The following is a 15122-nucleotide window of genomic DNA, read 5'->3' on the forward strand; positions in this document are numbered from 1 at the left end:
GGTTCACACCTCGAGGAGGAGCACGTCCCGCAGGGCGCCGTCGTCGACCGTGAGGGTCATGAACGTGTGGTGCGGCTGCCGGCGACGGTCGGTGGGCGAGCCCGGGTTCAGCAGGCGCAGGCCCTGCGCGGTCACGGTGTCCCACGGGATGTGGCTGTGCCCGAACACGAGCACGTCCGCATCCGGATACGTGCGGTCCATACGCGCCTCGCGACCGGTCGCAGCACCCGTCTCGTGCACGACCGCGAACCGCACACCCTCGATCTCGCGCCGGGCGACCTCGGGCAGCCGCGCACGCAGGTCGTCGCCGTCGTTGTTGCCCCAGACCCCGAGCACCTCGCCGTGGGTCTCGAGTTCGTCGAGCACGGATGCCCTCACCCAGTCGCCCGCGTGCACCACGAGGTCGGCGGCGTCGGCCGCGGCGAGCACGGATGCGGGCAGCGCTCTCGCGCGCCCGGGGATGTGGGTGTCGGAGATGAGGAGCAGCCGCGTCGCCATGTCGGCGAGGCTACCCGCCGGATCCCCGGCGAGGTCATTCGGGCGAGCTCACTCGGGCGAGGTCACTCGGGCGCGGTCACTCGGGCGACGTCACTCGGGCGACGTCACTCGGGCGACGTCACTCGGGCGAGGTCGTCGGGTCGCCGGGGCGCACCGGTGCGTCGTCGGCGATGTCGATGCGGGTGACCCCGTCGTGCTCGCTCACCTCGATGCGCGGCTTCGCGTCCTCCTCGGTCGCGTTCGGCGCGGTCGTGAGCTGGTCATGCCGCTTCTCGTCGTCGGTCATGCCGGTGTCGTCGGTTCCCATGCGCCGACCATACGGCCGCGACCGCGGAATGTGACAGCGCTTGACGGGAGGGTGGGGACAACCCGCGGCGCCGGCCCGGTGCGTGGCAGGATGCCGGGAGGGAAGGGGGCCCTGCAGGTGGTGTACTCGGACAATTCGCGCCAGCGACTGCTGGACGCGGCCGTCGAGCTGATCAGCACGGATCCGGACCAGAACATCTCGGTCCGCGAGATCTGCGCCCGGGCGGGCGTGCAGCTGCCGACGCTGTACCACTTCTTCGAGCACAAGCGCGGGCTCCTCGACGCCGTGGCAAGGGTCGGCTACGAGCGGCTCGTCGCCCGCGTCGACGCCGCCCTCGAGACCGCCGGCGACGACCCGTTCGACCGGCTCGCCGCCGCGTGGGACGCGTACGTGGGCATGGGCACGGAGCAGCCCCTGCTCGCGACGTTCATGTACGGCAGGCTCTCCCCGGGCCGGCCCGTGCCCGGGGCGGAGCTGCGCCAGGCGCAACTCCTGACCCTCACCTCGCACGCCGCCGCGAGCGGCCTGCTCACGGTGTCGGCGGAGGAGGCCGCGGCCCGCTTCCACGCGGCCGTGACCGGCGTCGTGGTGCACCTGATCTCGACGGCGCAGCCCGACCCGGCGCTCTCCGCCGCCGCCCGCGCCGCGACGTTCGACGCGATCCGACGCCGGGGCGAGGGGTCCCCGGCGATCGCCGGACAGGAGGTCGCGATCCATGCGGCCGCACTCGCCGCCGCCCTGGAACGGCGACCGAACAGCCTTCCCGCCGAGGAGTCGCAGCTGCTGGTGAAGTGGCTCCGCGCGCTCGCCGTCGGCGCCGCCCGCTGATCCCGCGCCGCGCCCGCGGGACCGACTCCTGCCGGACGTGCCGGAACACGCTGTTACAGAGTCCTCTGTAGATTTGCTATGTTCAGGATCGCGGCCCCGCAGACTCCGTGGCGGGCCGCGAACACAGGGATTCCGATGGACGACGCCGACATCACCGTGGCGGGACCGCCGAGGCGCCGCGCATGAGCGCGGCCGTCGTCGCGGACGCCTGCGAGGCCACCATCCGCGAGAAGGACGTCCGCCGCATCCTGCCGCACCTGCATCCGCGGGTGCAGGTGACCTCGTTCGACGGCGCCGTCCACACCGGTGCCGAAGCGGTCATCGCCTGGATCCGCACGGTGTTCACCGACCCGGGCATCACCGTGACGCTCGTCGAGCGCTACATCGACGAGCCCGTGGCCGTGCTCTCGCTGCTGTGGGTCACCGAGGAGGACCCGCAGGGCACCGAGTACACCGCGGCGCTCATCACCCTCGAGGACAAGCTCGTCCGGGTGACGCTCGACGGCTGATCAGGCCCGCTCGGACGCGAGGAACGCCAGCGCCGCCTCGCGGAACGCCCGCGCGCCCGGTGCATTGAAGTGGTGCCGCCCGGGGATCTCGACGAACCGTCCCTGCGGGCAGGCCTCGGCGAGTGCCCGCGACCCGGCGATGATCGCGTCGAGGGTCCCGGTCGCGAAGAGGATCGGCTGGGTCGGCGCGTGCGCGGGGTCGGGGTCGGCGGCGCCGGAGGAGCGGAGCCCCTCCGCGATGGCGAGCAGGGCGCGCAGGTCGTTGCCGCCGACGCGCTCGATGAGCTGCACGTAGTTCTGCGTCACGCGGTCCTCGACCGGCGTGCCGTGCAGCGCGAACGCACGGGCCTGGTCGAGGTCGAGGCGGCTGAGCGGCACGCCGTCCGGCACCCCGCCGAGCACGACCCGCGGGATGCGGTCGCCCTCCGCCCGGGCGACCTCCCACCCGACGCGCGCGCCGAGGGAGTACCCGACGTAGACGGCCTCGTCGAGGAGGTACGTGTCGAGCACCGTCTCGACGTCGCCGGCGAGCTGCGCCAGGGCGTACTCGCGGGCATCGTGCGGCTTGTCGCTCGCACCGTGCCCGCGCTGGTCCATCGCGAGCACGCGCCGGCCGGCGCGGAGCAGATCGCGCACCCACCCGGTGTTCACCCAGTTGTCGCGCGTGCTCGAGGCGAACCCGTGGACAAGCAGGACCGTGGGGTCGGCGTCGTCGCCCCACGTGTACGTCGCGATGCGGTGCCCGTCGGAGGACATGACGTACACCGGGTCGGGCATCTGCGTCAGCTCGGGGATCACGCTCATGTGACCGATTCTGCCCGGACCCGGTGTGTCGGCGATGTTTCCGACCGGGGCGATCAGGTCTGCCGGCGGATGAAGCGCATGAGCGCCGCGATGATGCCGATGACCAGGATGATGATCCCGATCCACAGCAGGAACTTCACGGCCTCGACGAAGATGCCGAGGAACAGCAGCACGAGACCGATGATGACCAGGAGGACTGCGAGGGCGACCATGCCGACAGTGTGCCCGGGCGCCCTGCGCACGGCGGCATCCCTTCCGCCGGAGCCGCCGACGCACTACCCTCGTGCGGTTCGGGGTGCAACCGGGTGACACGGCCGGTCGCCGCTGCGACGCTGCTGCGATGACCGAACACACGCAGACCGGACACGCCCACTCCCCCGAGAACCACGAGAACCACGAGAACCACGAGAACCGCGAGACGCTCGTGCGCCTCATGAAGGACTTCCGTTTCGCGATGCTGGCGACCGTCGCACCCGACGGCAGTCTCGTCGCGCACCCGCTCACCGTGCAGGACGCCGAGTTCGACGGCGACCTCTGGTTCGTGCTGTCCACCCGGTCGACCACGGCGCAGAACCTCGCGCGCGACCGGCAGGCGAACGTGTCGCTCAGCTCGAACACCGCCTGGGTGTCGCTCTCCGGCGAGGCCTCGTTCGTCGAGGACCGCGCGAAGCTCGAGGAGGTGTGGAGCCCCGTCCTCGAGGCGTGGTTCCCCGACGGCATCGACGACCCGTCGGTCGGCCTGCTGAAGTTCACCGCCGACGGCGCGGAGTACTGGCACAGCCCCGGCGGTGTGGTCGTCCGCGCGGTCGCGCTGCTGCGCGGCAAGCCCTCGGCGGGCAGCGAGAACGAGACCGTCGACCTGTGACCCTCGCAGGGGGCACCCGGCCGGGTGCGGCAGACTGGAGGGATGAGCGACGTCCCCACCGCAGCCGGATCCGATGACGAGCGGAACGGTTCGCCGTTCGACCAGCTGATGCAGAGTGCGCCGGAGCCCACCGAGGCCCACCACACCTCGTTCACGGTGGGGTTCCGCGGCTACGACAAGCAGGAGGTCGACGCCGCGATCGCGGACCTGAACGCCCGCATCCAGCAGGGCGGCGCCGAGGTCGCCGAACTCGACGAGCGGCACCGCCGCGAGCTCGAGCAGCTCCGCGAGGAGCAGAACGCCGTCGTCGACCAGCTTCGCGCCGAGCACGACGAGGCGCTGCAGCGGCTCGCGGCCGAGCTCTCCGCCGCCCGCGCTCAGGCTGCCGACGCCGAGCAGCAGGTGTCGACGCTCACCGCGCAGCTCGTCGACGCACCCGCCCGTCCCGAGGACGACCCGCAGACCCGCCAGCAGTTCGAGGCGGTGCTCCGCGTCGCCGAGGAGCAGGCGAGCGTGCTCGTGCAGAACGCGGCCGCCCAGGCCGAGCGGATGCTGGAGGCCGCGCGCGAGGAGGTCGCCACCCAGCGCGCCGCCGCCGAGGCCGACGCCGCCCGGCTCAAGGCCGAGGCCCAGCACGACGCCGACCAGGTGCGCCTGCGGATGGAGACCGAGTTCGCCGCGCACGAGGCCCGCATCCAGCGCGAGGCCGCACACGCCGCCGAGAAGGTCGCGCAGGCCGAGCAGGAGGCCGCCGCGGTCCGCACCGAGGCGGAGAAGGGCGCGGCCGCCCTCCGCGCCATGGTGACGCGCGAGACCGCACAGCTGCGCGCCGACGCCGAGCGCGACGTGCGCGAGATGAACGCCCGCGTGCTGGAGTTCGAGGAGACCCTCACCCGCCGACAGGACGACGCGCAGCAGGAGTTCCTGCTGCTGCACAACCAGGCGGTCTCCCACGCCGAGCGCATCACCACCGACGCGAACGAGCAGGTCGCCGCATCCCTCGAGCACGCGCAGCGCATCTCGGCGAAGGCCGACGACTACGAGCGCCTCATGCGCGCGCAGGCCGCGCAGATCGAGGCCGACGCGCAGGTGCGGGCACGTGAGACCCTGGACCGGGCACGGGTGAAGGCGCAGAAGATCGTCGACACCGTGATCGGCCACACCACCGGCGTCCTCCGCGACGCCGAGGACCGCACGCGTCAGCTCCGCTGGCAGCAGCAGCAGCTCGGCAGCTTCATGGCCGAGGTACGCGAGCTCATCCGCCCCGAGGGCGTGCCCGCCGACGCCGAGCAGTCCGACGCGGCACAGTCGGACACGGTGCAGTCCGACGCGGCGGACGCGCGGCAGGAGGACTGACCCGGACCGCGCAGAGGACCCGGACAGCTCTGTCGGGGTCCTCTGCTGGGGGTGTCGCACTCCACAACCGGTGGCCTTCGCGGGGTACCGGTTCGGGACGAGTATGACCCCATTCCGGCACGGAAGCCAGCCCCGCCGAGGGCGTTTCCGGACGGGACCGCTCCCGCGCGTGACTGATGTGACCGGAGTGGCTCAGGAGGCCAGTGCGTGGCCGGTCCCGGCCTTCCCGGCGTCGCCGTCGTCACTGCGCGATGCATCACGGGGTTCGGTGCGCGCTTCGGTGAACTGGCGCTGCGGCACGGTCGCACTGTCGGCGACGAAGTGGTCCAGCGCGTCCGAGAGGTCGTCGAGGAACGCGACGACACGGCCCGCCGCGCCCTCGTCGAACCGCTCCGCGACACCGATGGCGGTGTCCGACACCCCACCGTAGATGTCGTCGATGCGCTCGATCGCCTCGGGCGTCGCCTCGAGCACGAGGCTGCGGCGGTCCTTCGGATGTGGAAGACGGACGAGGTGTCCCGCACGCTCGAGGTGATCGACCATGATCGTCACCGCCGCGGATTTCGTCTGCAGGTGCTGCGCGACATCGGTCGGGGTGACGTACTCCCCCGCCCGCTGCCGGCGGATGACGTACCGCAACGCCTGCAGGTCGTTCTCGGTCACGTTCATGGCGCGCGCGCTGCGGGCGCGCATGGCGGCCTCGGCCGCCTCGAACCGGCGCAGCGCGTGCAGCACACGGTGCGCGCGCACGGCCGCCGGATCGCTCTCGTCCCAGGGCGTCGTCTCGATCTCAGTCCACATCGGTCCAAATCCTAATATGAGGCGGTTCTCATGAATATCCGTTTGCGATGTAGCTAGCTTAGTGAGTAAGTTCAGGTCTAGGAAGTCCGAGTGAAGGGAAAACTGCAATGGGGAAGTTGTTCTACGGCACGAACTCGGCGCCGATCGAGATTCCTGACCGTCTCCTCGCTCACGTCAAGGTCGTCATGGCCACCAAGCTCCGCCGCGGCGAAGCGTTCACGCTCAGCTGGACCACGGCCCAGGGCCGCGAGTCGATCTGGGTGCAGCAGTCGATCCCGATGCGCTTCGTCTTCTCGTCGCCCGAGCCCGAGACGCTCGACCCCGAGCTGCTCACCTCGCTCGCGAAGGCCGCGAACGTCGCCGGCAATCTGCCGATCGACCTGCGCGACGTCGACGTGCCCGCCGAGGCCGCCCCGGCACCGGTGTCCGCCCGTACGGTGTCGGCACGCACCGCCCGCCGTCCGGTCGCAGCGTGAACACGACCATGAGCATCACCGCACCACCCCCTCCCCCGTCCGTCGCCCCCACGTGGGCACAGGTCGACCGCGGCTTCTTCGTCGCGTCGACCGAGGGACGCTTCATCGGGTCCGTCGACCGCACCTCGCGCGGTCGGTACCTGGCCCGGGACGGGCAGGCCGCGAAGATCGGCGTGTTCGCCACCATGGTCGAGGCCCAGCAGGCCGTCATCGACCGGAGCTAGGAGCCCGGACGGGCTCGGCGTGCCCCGGCGTCGCCTCGATGCCGTACGCTGGGGCAGAGCAAGGGGAGTACTCCCACGCGGTGAGGTCGTCAATACGGATGCGTCGACGCATCCCGGCCCACCGGTCCGCGCTCGCGGATGGAGGAGACCTTGGGACGCATCATCACGCCCCGAGGAGTCTCGCTTGGACATCACCCCTGTCACCTGGATCATCACGATCGCCGTGACGATCGCCTTCTTCGTGTACGAGTTCTTCGCGCACGTCCGCACCCCGCACGAACCCGGCATCCGCGAGTCGGCGAAGTGGTCGCTCTTCTACATCGGCCTGGCGGTCGTCTTCGGCATCGGCGTCGGGGTCGTCAGCGGATGGGGCTTCGGCGGGGAGTTCTTCGCGGGGTACCTCACCGAGAAGGCGTTGTCGATCGACAACCTGTTCGTCTTCCTCATCATCATGACCGGGTTCGCGGTCCCGCGCGCCTCTCAGCAGAAGGTGCTGCTCATCGGGATCGCGATCGCGCTCGTCATGCGCGGCGCGTTCATCGCCCTCGGCGCCGCGCTCATCGAGAACTTCTCCTGGGTCTTCTACGTCTTCGGCGCCCTGCTGCTGTTCCTGGCGTGGCGTCAGGTGGCCACGCACGGGCACGAGTCCGACCCGACGAAGAACCTGTTCGTCCGCGTCGCGCGACGCACCCTCCCGGTGACGGACGAGTTCCACGGCGACCGCCTCTCGGTGCGGGTCGACGGGCGCCGCATGTTCACGCCCATGCTGCTGACGATCGTCGCGATCGGATTCATCGACCTGGTGTTCGCGCTCGACTCGATCCCGGCGATCTACGGCCTCACGAACGAGGCGTACCTCGTGTTCACCGCGAACGCGTTCGCGCTCATGGGACTCCGGCAGCTCTACTTCCTCGTCGGCGGCCTGCTGGAACGCCTCGTCTACCTCGCGCAGGGGCTCGCCGTCATCCTCGCCTTCATCGGCGTGAAGCTGCTGCTGCACGCCCTGCATGTGAACGAGGTGCCGTTCATCAACGGCGGCGAGGGCGTCGCGTGGGCGCCGGAGATCCCGATCTGGTTCTCGCTCGCCTTCATCGCACTCACGGTCGCCGTCGCCACCGCGGCGAGCCTCATCGCCACCCGGCGGAAGGCAGCGGCCGAGGTGGAGTGAGCGCGATCAGACGAGCTGGTCGACCCGGGCGAGGAGTTCGCGCGAGGAGAAGGGCTTCGTGACGTAGTCGTCGACGCCGACGGAGAACGCCTGCTCCCGGTCCGTGTCCTTCGCACGGGCGGTGAGCATCATGATCTTCGTGCCGAGGAACCGGTCGTCGGCGCGGAGCTCCGCGCACACCTCGATGCCGTTCTTGCGCGGCATCATCCAGTCGAGGATCACGAGGTCCGGCACCGTCGCCCGGGCGGCCTCGATCCCGGCCTCGCCGTCCGGGGCGACCTCGACCAGGTGCCCCGACGACGACAGGCGCAGGCTGATGAGTCCGGCCACGTCGGCGTCGTCCTCCACGACGAGAATGCTCGCCACCGTTCCCTCCCAGGATCGTCTCGTCCTCGACGCTACCGGCAACCGCGCCGACCGCGCATCTCGACCGGGCCGGGGAACCGACCCCGCTCCCGCCGGACGGATGGTGGGAACACCGGTGTCGCCGTCGACCCGGGGCCGTCCGTTATACGGTGCGTATATGGAGCGCGCCTTCCGACCCGAACGGATCGCCGCCGCCGAACCTTCGCCCCGTCCGCTCACGACGTGGGCGTGGCCCGTGGCGGCGGTGGGCATCTTCCTGCTCGCGGCCGTCGGCGTGAACTTCCGGCCGGACGGCGCGAACCTCGCCATGTGGTGGCCCGCCGCCGGTGTCTCGGTGTGGCTCGTCATCCGCGCCGGTCGCGACCGCCGCTGGCCCGCGCTCGCGATCGTCTTCGCCGGGGTGTTCCTCGGCAACCTCGTCACCGACTGGAACGCGGTCTCGGCCGCCGCCCTCGGCCTCACCAACGCGGCGGAGGCCCTCGTCGTCTCGGTGCTCCTGCACCGCCACACCCGGGCCTTCCGCGTGCGGTCGGTGCGGAACGCCCTGTGGTTCATCGCGGTGGCGTGGCTCGGCGCCGTCGTCGCGGGCGCCGGCGCCGCCACGGTTCGCGCGCTCGGCGCCGGCGGGGCGGTGGCACCGGCGGACCTGTTCGTCCTGGTGGTCCACGGCTCGGCCTCGCACCTGTCCGCGGTGCTGCTCATCGCGTCGTTCGCGGCCCTGCCCGCCCGCTCGGAGGCATGGCCGCGCGGCGAGGTCGTCCTCCAGACCGTGCTGCTGGCGTTCACCCTCACGTTCGTGTTCGCACCCGGCATGTTCCTGCCGTTGTCGTTCCTGCCGTTCGCGTTCATCGTGTGGGCGGCGTTCCGGTTCCCGGTGCGGTTCGCGCTCACCCAGGTGCTCGTGGCCTCGGTCATCGTGATGGCGCTGACCCTCGCCGACGGCGGCCCGTTCGCGCAGGTCGACCTCACGCCGCGCGGGCTCATGCTCGTCGTCGAGGTCTACCTCATCGTCCTCGCCGTCATCACGATCATGCTCCTCGCCGCCCGGTACGCCGCGCGGCAGGCGGAGCGTGCGGCCCTCAGCATGTCGCAGGTCATCACCGGCGGCTTCGTCGCGTCGCGGGTGGGGCTCATCATCGCCGAGGAGGAGGACGGCCGGATCGTCGTGCTGTGGGCCAACCGCGCCGCGGTCACCGTCATCGACCCGGAGCTCTCCGCCGACGGCACCTGGGACGGCCCGCTCGCCCGCATCGCACTGCGCTCGATGATCGAGGGCGTGGAGGCGATGCACGAGGACCGCACGTCCGGCACCACCGTGAGCCTCGTGGCCAGCCGCATCCCCGGCGAGGCGTCGCGCTTCTCCGCCCAGCTCGTCGACGTCGGCGCCACCATCCGCACCGCGCAGGCCCGGCACGACGCCGAACGCGAGCGCGCGGCGGCACGGTCGACGCTCGTCGACCTGGAGCGTCAGCGCGACGACTTCGTCGCCACCACGAGCCACGAACTGCGCACCCCCGTCACCAGCATCGCGGGCTACGCCGAACTGCTCGCGGAGTCCCCCACGCTGTCTCTGCACGAGCGGGCCTGGGTCGACATCATCGTCCGGAACGCCGCCCGGCTCACCACCCTCGTCGAGGACCTGCTCACCCTCGGCCGGTCCGGGATCGCGCCGCCGCGGGCGAGCGAACTCGACCTCGGCGACCTCGCGCGCGAGGTGGTCGCCATCCACCGACCCATGGCGGACGCCCGCCGCATCCGCCTCGAGCTGGAGGTGGCGCAGGGAGCGGCCGCGCACTGCGCGGTCGACGACGCGACCCGGGCCCTCGGCAACCTCGTCTCGAACGCCGTGAAATTCACCCCGCCCGGCGGGACGGTCCGCATCCGGTCCGAGTCGGTCGACGGCCGGGTGGCGCTGTCGGTCGTGGACACCGGACCGGGGATGCCGCCGGAGGTGCTCGACCACGCGTTCGACCGCTTCTACCGCGGGCAGGACGCGGTGCAGGCGAACACCCCCGGAACGGGCCTCGGGCTCGCGATCGCCGCGCAGCTCGCCCGCCGCAACGGGGCCGAGGTGCGGCTGTCGCTGCCGGCGGGCGGCGGGCTCGCCGCGACACTCGTGTTCGCCGACCCGGCGCCCGCACCCGCCGACCGGGTGCTGGAACCCATGGGGGAGGCCGACGGCGAGCTGGCACCCGCGGCGGACGCCGACGCGGTGCTGGAACCGACGGGGGAGGCCGACGTCGAGCTAGAACCCGCGGCGGACGCCGACGCGGTGCTGGAACCGATGGGGGAATAGAACGGACGATGGACAAGCGCCTCTACCCGATCCGTCACGATCTCAGCGCCGCCCTCGCGCACATCGAGGACGCCCGCGAGATGTACCCCGACGGCCCCGTCGTCTGCGCCCTCGACGCGCTGCAGGATGCGGTGAGCCGACTCACCGACCTGGTGCAGGAGCAGCTCGATCCGCCACGGCCGTCCGCACGGCGCGTGCGGTGAGCCGAGGGCTCAGAGGATCGCGTTCAGATAGCTGATGATCGAGGCGTAGACCAACGCCGCGACCCCGAGTGCCAGCAACCCCACCCCGACGTACAGTGCCCACCTGGAACGCCCGCCGTTCGGGTCGCGGATCTCATCGCGCGTCATGCAGGCATGGTACCGACAAAGCGCTGCGGGCACGGCATTGCGGCGGGCGTTCGCGGATCTATAACCCGGGCGCGCGAGGGGTGTCAACCCTCGATCCGAGACCCGGCCGCATCCCCATACTTGAGACAGCAACACCGCACGCCGACATGTTCGGGTCATGAAGGCGAGCGAAGACGCGGAGAGGCAACGCCCCGCGTATGAGATCCCCTCCCGGTCCCCCAGCCGGGAGGGGATCTCAGCGTGCGGGAGGCGCCGGGTGCGGCGACGCACGCCGCGCGCTACAGTCGAGGCGGTAGATCCGCCAAACCCTGGGCCTCGGCTCCGCCGGGGCTGGCGGCGCCCGCGGCCTCCGGCAACCACCCAGTGCCGGGGGCCGCTTCGTGTTCCGCGCCCGCCGCGGGCGGGGTCCGCGTCAGCGTCGGACGCGGTGCTGCCCGCGCCACGGACCGCGCGCGGCGACCACCGCGACCGCGGCGATGACGGTCGCCGTCGCCGCGAGGAACAGCGCCACCCCCAGCAGCCTCGGCGCACCCGCGTCCGCGGTCACGAGCGCCGCGACCCAGGCGCTCAGCAGCACGACCTCCAGCGCCGCCAGCACGGCGACGACGATCTGCATCCGACGGTCCATGAGGAACTCCTTCGTCCCGAGAAGCGCCGCGCGGCGGGCGCGCGGCGCCGTGCGCCGAGTCTAGGAGCGCGACCGCCCGGGAGCGGGGACCTTCCGCGCGACGCGCCGTGACCGTCCCGAACGGGCGAGTGCGGCGAGCGCGTCAGCGGACGACGGCGGTGACCGCGGCGAGGTGCGCGAGCACCTCCTCGCTCACCGACCCGAGGAGGAACCGTGCGATCCCGGAGCGGCCGTGCGAGCCGACGACGACGAGCGACGCGGTGGCCGCATGATCGCCGATGACGCCCGCGGGGTCACCCTCATCGACGTGCGCGCTCACCTCGAGCCCCGGATGGGATGCGGCGACCGCCTCGACGACGCGGTCGACGTTGCCCCGCGTGATGCCCTCGAGATCGGACAGGTACACCTCGGGGTAGACGCCGAAGTCGCCCGGCACCGCGACCGGCATCCACGCCGCGACCACGCGCAGCGGTTCCCGGAGCCGCTCGGCCTCGGCCGCCGCGAACGCGATCGCCGCGTTGGAGGTCTCGGACCCGTCGACGCCCACCACGACCCCGTGCCGCTGCTCGTCACCCGGCTCGGGCACGACGACGACCGGGCAGTGCGCGGCGGCGGCGATCCGGGCGCCGTGCTGGCCGCGACGGCCCCGCCCGCGCGGTTCGCTGCCGATCACCAGCAGCGCAGCGTCCTTCGACGCCTCGACGAGCAGCCCCACCGGATCGCCGTGCGTCACGCGCGGTTCGACCTCGACACCAGTCGCCGCGATCTCGCGGGCGAACGCGGTGAGCCGCTCCTCGGCGGTCGTCACCACGCGGTCGACGAGCTCGCGCTCCCCCACCGCGCCGACCGCGCCGCCGACGACGGCGAACAGCAGCACCCGCTGGCCCAGCTCACGGGCGCGTCGCGACGCCCAGTCCACCGCACGGCGCGAGGCCGCGGCATCGGTCACACCGACGATGATCGTGTCCGCCATGGAACGCCCTCCCCTGATCAGGGCCAGGCTAGCGCGTCGATGTCGGCGGACGGGATGCCGCGACGGCACGCCGATGCTGCAGCACCGCGAGCAGCACCATCCCGAGGCACGCACCCGCCGTGTTCGCGACGATGTCGAGCACGCTCGGGGTTCGCTGGGCGAGCAGCAGCGCCTGCACGCACTCGATCGTCACGGTCGTCAGGAACGCGACCGGCAGGACGAGCCACGGCGTGCGGCGGAGGATGAGCGGCAGCAGCAGCCCCAGCGGCACGAACAGCAGGATGTTGGCGCCGAACTCGATCCGCGCATAGGTGAGGAACGGCAGATGCCGGGTGACCGCCGCGAGCACGCGCCCGAGGCCCTGGTCGACCGGCACCGGCCACACCGCGATGAGCGTCAGCGCGACGCCGTAGAGGGAGAGGAGCACACGAGGGTCGCGCAGGGCCCGGGCCATGGCGGGGATTCTACCGATTCCACGGCCCACCCCGCGCGGGCGCCGGTCCCCGCGCCGATACGATCGGACGGTGAGCTCCTCGCACTCGCTGCGCCGCCGGCGCCGTACCCGGAAGCGCCTGCTGATCGGCGTCGTCGCGCTCGGCGTCGTCGCCGTGATCGCCATCATCGCGACCGCCGGCTGGTTCGTGTCGACCGGCCTGCAGGCCATGGCCGCGACCCCGCCCGGCGTCGGCACCCTGATCGTCGCCCCCGAGGAGTCCAAGGCCGCGAAGGCGGCCGCCGAGGGAACCCTCCCCCGGGCCGAGCAGGAGGCCGCGGAGTACCTCGCCGCGCAGCCGACCGCGTACTGGCTCACCCCCGAGATCGACCCCATCGGCGAGGTGGGCTACCGCATCCTGAACCTGGCCGAGCAGGCGCGGGCGCAGGATGCGGCGCTGACCGTCGTCGTCTACGGACTGCCGGAGCGCGACTGCAGCGAGACCCACTCGGCGGGCGGTCTGGACGACGCGTCCTACGACCGCTGGACCGGCGAGATCGGCGACGCGCTGCGCCGCGCCGGCGGGGTGCAGAAGATCGTCGTGCTCGAGCCCGACAGTCTCGCCCAGGCACCCGACTGCGGCAACGTGGAGGCGCGCGTGGACCAGCTGCGCCAGGCGGTCGACCGGCTCGCCGGCACCGACACCTGGATCTACCTCGACGGGGGCCACTCGAACTGGCGCTCCGCGCAGGACCAGGCCGCGCTCATCGCCGCGGTCGGCCTGTCGGGGAAGGTCCGCGGCTTCGCGCTCAACGTCTCGAACTACAACACCACCGTCGACGAGTTCGCCTACGCGCACGCCCTGACCGCGCAGCTCGGCGGCGGCCACGCGCTCATCGACACGTCCCGGAACGGCGCAGGACCCGCCGGCGGCGAGTGGTGCAACCCGCCGGGACGACTCATCGGCGACCCGGGCGGCACGTACGGCGACGACGTCGTCGACACGAACCTGTGGATCAAGCCGCCCGGAGAGAGCGACGGCACCTGCAACGGCGGTCCCGTGGCGGGCGCGTGGTGGCCCTCCGGCTCGGTGGAACTCACCCGGGAGGTCACCCGGTGATCCACGCAGAACCCGGCCGGGCGCGCCGGGAAGTGTGGAACAATGGCGACGCGCGGGACACCCCAGGGGGGCGTGGGCTCCGCGGCCGTACTCCGTGAAGTCGAGGCCTTGGTGACATGAGCGATGCTCTAGAGGGACAGAAGACCGCAGTGATCGTCGAGGACGATCCGGATGTCCGTCACCTGCTCGTCGAGGTGCTCGAGGCGGCCGGATTCTCGACGGTCTCCGTCGGCAACGGCATCGACGGCGTGCGCGCCGTGCTCGCCTACCAGCCGCTCATCACCACGCTCGACGTGAACATGCCCGGGATCGACGGCTTCGAGGCCGCCCGCCGCATCCGCGAGCAGAGCAACACGTTCATCATCATGCTGACCGGCCTCGCCGATGAGGCCGACGTGGTGCTCGGCCTCGGGGCGGGTGCCGACGAGTACATCGTGAAGCCGTTCCGCCCGCGCGAGTTCCGTGCGCGGGTCGAGGCGCTGCTGCGCCGTCCGCGGCCGACCCCCGCCGCCGCCGGCGCCCAGCCGCGGCAGGAGAGCGCCGGTCCGTCCTTCCCCGGTGTCCGCACGGGCACGCAGACCGGCGCGACGCCGGTCGTGCCCGACGCCCCGTCGCCCCGCGACTACCCGGCCGAGGCGGCCATGCCGAACCGCACCCAGCCCGCGCCCGCCATCGCCGCGCAGGCGTTCGCGACCCCCGGCGCGCAGGCAGCGATCCCCATGGCCGGTGCCGGCAGCGAGGTCGCCGTCCCCGCCGGACGCGCGGTCGTCCCCGGCGGCGGGTACTGGATCACCCACCGCGACCTGCAGCTGAACCCCGAGACCCGCATCGTCCTCAGCGGCGGGCAGGAGGTGGAGCTCACCCGCACCGAGTTCGACCTGCTCGCGACGCTCATGGAGTCCAAGCGGCGCGTGCGCAGCAAGGCCGATCTGACCCTCGTGCTGCGCGGCGAGTCGTACGTCACCTCCTATTACGTCGGCGAGGCCGACAAGCGCGCGGTCGAGGCGCACATGACGAACCTCCGCCGGAAGCTGGGCGACAACCCCACCAACCCGCGGTACATCGAGACGGTGCGCGGCGTCGGCTACCGGCTGACCACCGAGCTCCTCGCGCCCTGACC

At 72.1% G+C, this 15122-nt stretch carries 21 protein-coding genes; 11 read left to right on the forward strand and 10 right to left on the reverse strand.

The features are described 5' to 3' along the window. Positions 1 to 3: 3 nt before the first annotated feature. A complete protein-coding gene (locus ACWAUO_RS01915) occupies positions 4 to 498 on the reverse strand; it encodes a metallophosphoesterase family protein (RefSeq protein ID WP_460772593.1) in 495 nt (164 codons plus the stop codon). A gap of 118 nt (positions 499 to 616) precedes the next feature. Beyond that, positions 617 to 805 carry a hypothetical protein gene (locus ACWAUO_RS01920; RefSeq protein WP_460772595.1) on the reverse strand — a complete coding sequence of 63 codons (189 nt, stop codon included), beginning with the start codon at positions 803 to 805 and terminating at the stop codon, positions 617 to 619. Between the two features lie 90 nt (positions 806 to 895). Between ACWAUO_RS01920 and ACWAUO_RS01925 the strand changes: the two genes are divergently transcribed. Both ACWAUO_RS01925 and ACWAUO_RS01930 read left to right on the forward strand, forming a co-directional pair. Beyond that, positions 896 to 1633 carry a TetR/AcrR family transcriptional regulator gene (locus ACWAUO_RS01925; RefSeq protein ID WP_460772596.1) on the forward strand — a complete coding sequence of 246 codons (738 nt, stop codon included), beginning with the start codon at positions 896 to 898 and terminating at the stop codon, positions 1631 to 1633. 182 nt (positions 1634 to 1815) lie between these two features. Continuing rightward, a complete protein-coding gene (locus ACWAUO_RS01930; RefSeq protein WP_460772598.1) occupies positions 1816 to 2142 on the forward strand; it encodes a hypothetical protein in 327 nt (108 codons plus the stop codon). On the opposite strand, the gene ACWAUO_RS01935 is transcribed toward ACWAUO_RS01930, so the two are convergent. Together ACWAUO_RS01935 and ACWAUO_RS01940 are read right to left on the reverse strand one after the other, a co-directional pair. After that, the gene (locus ACWAUO_RS01935; RefSeq protein WP_460772599.1) at positions 2143 to 2946 is read right to left on the reverse strand and encodes an alpha/beta fold hydrolase; all 804 of its coding nucleotides are present in this window, start codon (positions 2944 to 2946) and stop codon (positions 2143 to 2145) included. Positions 2947 to 2999: 53 nt separating this feature from the next. Next, positions 3000 to 3158, reverse strand: coding sequence for a hypothetical protein (locus ACWAUO_RS01940; RefSeq protein WP_460772601.1), 159 nt, complete (start codon positions 3156 to 3158; stop codon positions 3000 to 3002). 128 nt (positions 3159 to 3286) lie between these two features. Here ACWAUO_RS01940 and ACWAUO_RS01945 point away from each other — a divergent pair, with 128 nt between their 5' ends. Both ACWAUO_RS01945 and ACWAUO_RS01950 read left to right on the forward strand, forming a co-directional pair. After that, a complete protein-coding gene (locus ACWAUO_RS01945) occupies positions 3287 to 3811 on the forward strand; it encodes a pyridoxamine 5'-phosphate oxidase family protein (RefSeq protein WP_460772602.1) in 525 nt (174 codons plus the stop codon). 42 nt (positions 3812 to 3853) lie between these two features. Continuing rightward, positions 3854 to 5167: a DivIVA domain-containing protein gene (locus ACWAUO_RS01950; RefSeq protein ID WP_460772603.1), complete on the forward strand. Its 1314-nt coding sequence runs from the start codon at positions 3854 to 3856 to the stop codon at positions 5165 to 5167. A 192-nt stretch (positions 5168 to 5359) separates the two neighbouring features. Here the strand turns inward: ACWAUO_RS01950 and ACWAUO_RS01955 are convergent, their stop codons facing one another. After that, positions 5360 to 5968, reverse strand: a complete 609-nt coding sequence (locus tag ACWAUO_RS01955) for a MarR family winged helix-turn-helix transcriptional regulator (protein ID WP_460772605.1) — start codon at positions 5966 to 5968, stop codon at positions 5360 to 5362. A gap of 107 nt (positions 5969 to 6075) precedes the next feature. On the opposite strand from ACWAUO_RS01955, the gene ACWAUO_RS01960 reads away from it, so the two are divergent. From ACWAUO_RS01960 to ACWAUO_RS01970, 3 genes are all read left to right on the forward strand, one after another. After that, a complete protein-coding gene (locus ACWAUO_RS01960) occupies positions 6076 to 6444 on the forward strand; it encodes a DUF7882 family protein (protein ID WP_460772606.1) in 369 nt (122 codons plus the stop codon). Continuing rightward, positions 6441 to 6668 (forward strand): hypothetical protein, encoded by a 228-nt coding sequence (locus tag ACWAUO_RS01965; RefSeq protein WP_460772608.1) that lies wholly within the window; start codon positions 6441 to 6443, stop codon positions 6666 to 6668. The genes ACWAUO_RS01960 and ACWAUO_RS01965 overlap by 4 nt, the downstream gene beginning before the upstream one ends. 184 nt (positions 6669 to 6852) lie before the next feature. After that, positions 6853 to 7836, forward strand: a complete 984-nt coding sequence (locus ACWAUO_RS01970; protein ID WP_460772610.1) for a TerC/Alx family metal homeostasis membrane protein — start codon at positions 6853 to 6855, stop codon at positions 7834 to 7836. A 6-nt stretch (positions 7837 to 7842) separates the two neighbouring features. Here ACWAUO_RS01970 and ACWAUO_RS01975 read toward each other — a convergent pair whose 3' ends face one another. Then, positions 7843 to 8202, reverse strand: coding sequence for a response regulator transcription factor (locus ACWAUO_RS01975; RefSeq protein ID WP_460772612.1), 360 nt, complete (start codon positions 8200 to 8202; stop codon positions 7843 to 7845). 157 nt (positions 8203 to 8359) lie between these two features. Between ACWAUO_RS01975 and ACWAUO_RS01980 the strand changes: the two genes are divergently transcribed. Both ACWAUO_RS01980 and ACWAUO_RS01985 read left to right on the forward strand, forming a co-directional pair. After that, positions 8360 to 10498, forward strand: a complete 2139-nt coding sequence (locus tag ACWAUO_RS01980; RefSeq protein WP_460772613.1) for an ATP-binding protein — start codon at positions 8360 to 8362, stop codon at positions 10496 to 10498. 8 nt (positions 10499 to 10506) lie between these two features. Then, positions 10507 to 10701, forward strand: a complete 195-nt coding sequence (locus tag ACWAUO_RS01985; RefSeq protein ID WP_460772615.1) for a hypothetical protein — start codon at positions 10507 to 10509, stop codon at positions 10699 to 10701. Positions 10702 to 10710: 9 nt separating this feature from the next. On the opposite strand, the gene ACWAUO_RS01990 is transcribed toward ACWAUO_RS01985, so the two are convergent. From ACWAUO_RS01990 to ACWAUO_RS02005, 4 genes are all read right to left on the reverse strand, one after another. Next, complete coding sequence (locus ACWAUO_RS01990; RefSeq protein ID WP_460772616.1) at positions 10711 to 10848, reverse strand: hypothetical protein; 138 nt, start codon at positions 10846 to 10848, stop codon at positions 10711 to 10713. A gap of 412 nt (positions 10849 to 11260) precedes the next feature. Next, positions 11261 to 11476, reverse strand: coding sequence for a hypothetical protein (locus ACWAUO_RS01995; RefSeq protein WP_460772618.1), 216 nt, complete (start codon positions 11474 to 11476; stop codon positions 11261 to 11263). Positions 11477 to 11618: 142 nt separating this feature from the next. Next, positions 11619 to 12449: a universal stress protein gene (locus ACWAUO_RS02000; protein ID WP_460772619.1), complete on the reverse strand. Its 831-nt coding sequence runs from the start codon at positions 12447 to 12449 to the stop codon at positions 11619 to 11621. A 28-nt stretch (positions 12450 to 12477) separates the two neighbouring features. Beyond that, a complete protein-coding gene (locus ACWAUO_RS02005; RefSeq protein WP_460772621.1) occupies positions 12478 to 12903 on the reverse strand; it encodes a VanZ family protein in 426 nt (141 codons plus the stop codon). 70 nt (positions 12904 to 12973) lie between these two features. Here ACWAUO_RS02005 and ACWAUO_RS02010 point away from each other — a divergent pair, with 70 nt between their 5' ends. Both ACWAUO_RS02010 and ACWAUO_RS02015 read left to right on the forward strand, forming a co-directional pair. Beyond that, the gene (locus ACWAUO_RS02010; RefSeq protein WP_460772622.1) at positions 12974 to 14002 is read left to right on the forward strand and encodes a glycoside hydrolase family 6 protein; all 1029 of its coding nucleotides are present in this window, start codon (positions 12974 to 12976) and stop codon (positions 14000 to 14002) included. Between the two features lie 116 nt (positions 14003 to 14118). Beyond that, positions 14119 to 15120, forward strand: coding sequence for a response regulator transcription factor (locus ACWAUO_RS02015; RefSeq protein ID WP_460772623.1), 1002 nt, complete (start codon positions 14119 to 14121; stop codon positions 15118 to 15120). Positions 15121 to 15122 lie beyond the last annotated feature (2 nt).

It is taken from the genome of Microbacterium sp. GXF7504 (assembly GCF_054798235.1).

Coding starts and splice junctions, on each gene's coding strand:
- ACWAUO_RS01985 (WP_460772615.1), top strand. CDS start 10,507: ATGGACAAGCGCCTCTACCCGATCCGTCACGATCTCAGCGCCGCCCTC.
- ACWAUO_RS01955 (WP_460772605.1), bottom strand. CDS start 5,968: ATGTGGACTGAGATCGAGACGACGCCCTGGGACGAGAGCGATCCGGCG.
- ACWAUO_RS02000 (WP_460772619.1), bottom strand. CDS start 12,449: ATGGCGGACACGATCATCGTCGGTGTGACCGATGCCGCGGCCTCGCGC.
- ACWAUO_RS01915 (WP_460772593.1), bottom strand. CDS start 498: ATGGCGACGCGGCTGCTCCTCATCTCCGACACCCACATCCCCGGGCGC.
- ACWAUO_RS02005 (WP_460772621.1), bottom strand. CDS start 12,903: ATGGCCCGGGCCCTGCGCGACCCTCGTGTGCTCCTCTCCCTCTACGGC.
- ACWAUO_RS01990 (WP_460772616.1), bottom strand. CDS start 10,848: ATGACGCGCGATGAGATCCGCGACCCGAACGGCGGGCGTTCCAGGTGG.
- ACWAUO_RS01945 (WP_460772602.1), top strand. CDS start 3,287: ATGACCGAACACACGCAGACCGGACACGCCCACTCCCCCGAGAACCAC.
- ACWAUO_RS01960 (WP_460772606.1), top strand. CDS start 6,076: ATGGGGAAGTTGTTCTACGGCACGAACTCGGCGCCGATCGAGATTCCT.
- ACWAUO_RS01950 (WP_460772603.1), top strand. CDS start 3,854: ATGAGCGACGTCCCCACCGCAGCCGGATCCGATGACGAGCGGAACGGT.
- ACWAUO_RS01925 (WP_460772596.1), top strand. CDS start 896: ATGCCGGGAGGGAAGGGGGCCCTGCAGGTGGTGTACTCGGACAATTCG.
- ACWAUO_RS01940 (WP_460772601.1), bottom strand. CDS start 3,158: ATGGTCGCCCTCGCAGTCCTCCTGGTCATCATCGGTCTCGTGCTGCTG.
- ACWAUO_RS01930 (WP_460772598.1), top strand. CDS start 1,816: ATGAGCGCGGCCGTCGTCGCGGACGCCTGCGAGGCCACCATCCGCGAG.
- ACWAUO_RS01980 (WP_460772613.1), top strand. CDS start 8,360: ATGGAGCGCGCCTTCCGACCCGAACGGATCGCCGCCGCCGAACCTTCG.
- ACWAUO_RS01995 (WP_460772618.1), bottom strand. CDS start 11,476: ATGGACCGTCGGATGCAGATCGTCGTCGCCGTGCTGGCGGCGCTGGAG.
- ACWAUO_RS01935 (WP_460772599.1), bottom strand. CDS start 2,946: ATGAGCGTGATCCCCGAGCTGACGCAGATGCCCGACCCGGTGTACGTC.
- ACWAUO_RS02015 (WP_460772623.1), top strand. CDS start 14,119: ATGAGCGATGCTCTAGAGGGACAGAAGACCGCAGTGATCGTCGAGGAC.
- ACWAUO_RS01920 (WP_460772595.1), bottom strand. CDS start 805: ATGGGAACCGACGACACCGGCATGACCGACGACGAGAAGCGGCATGAC.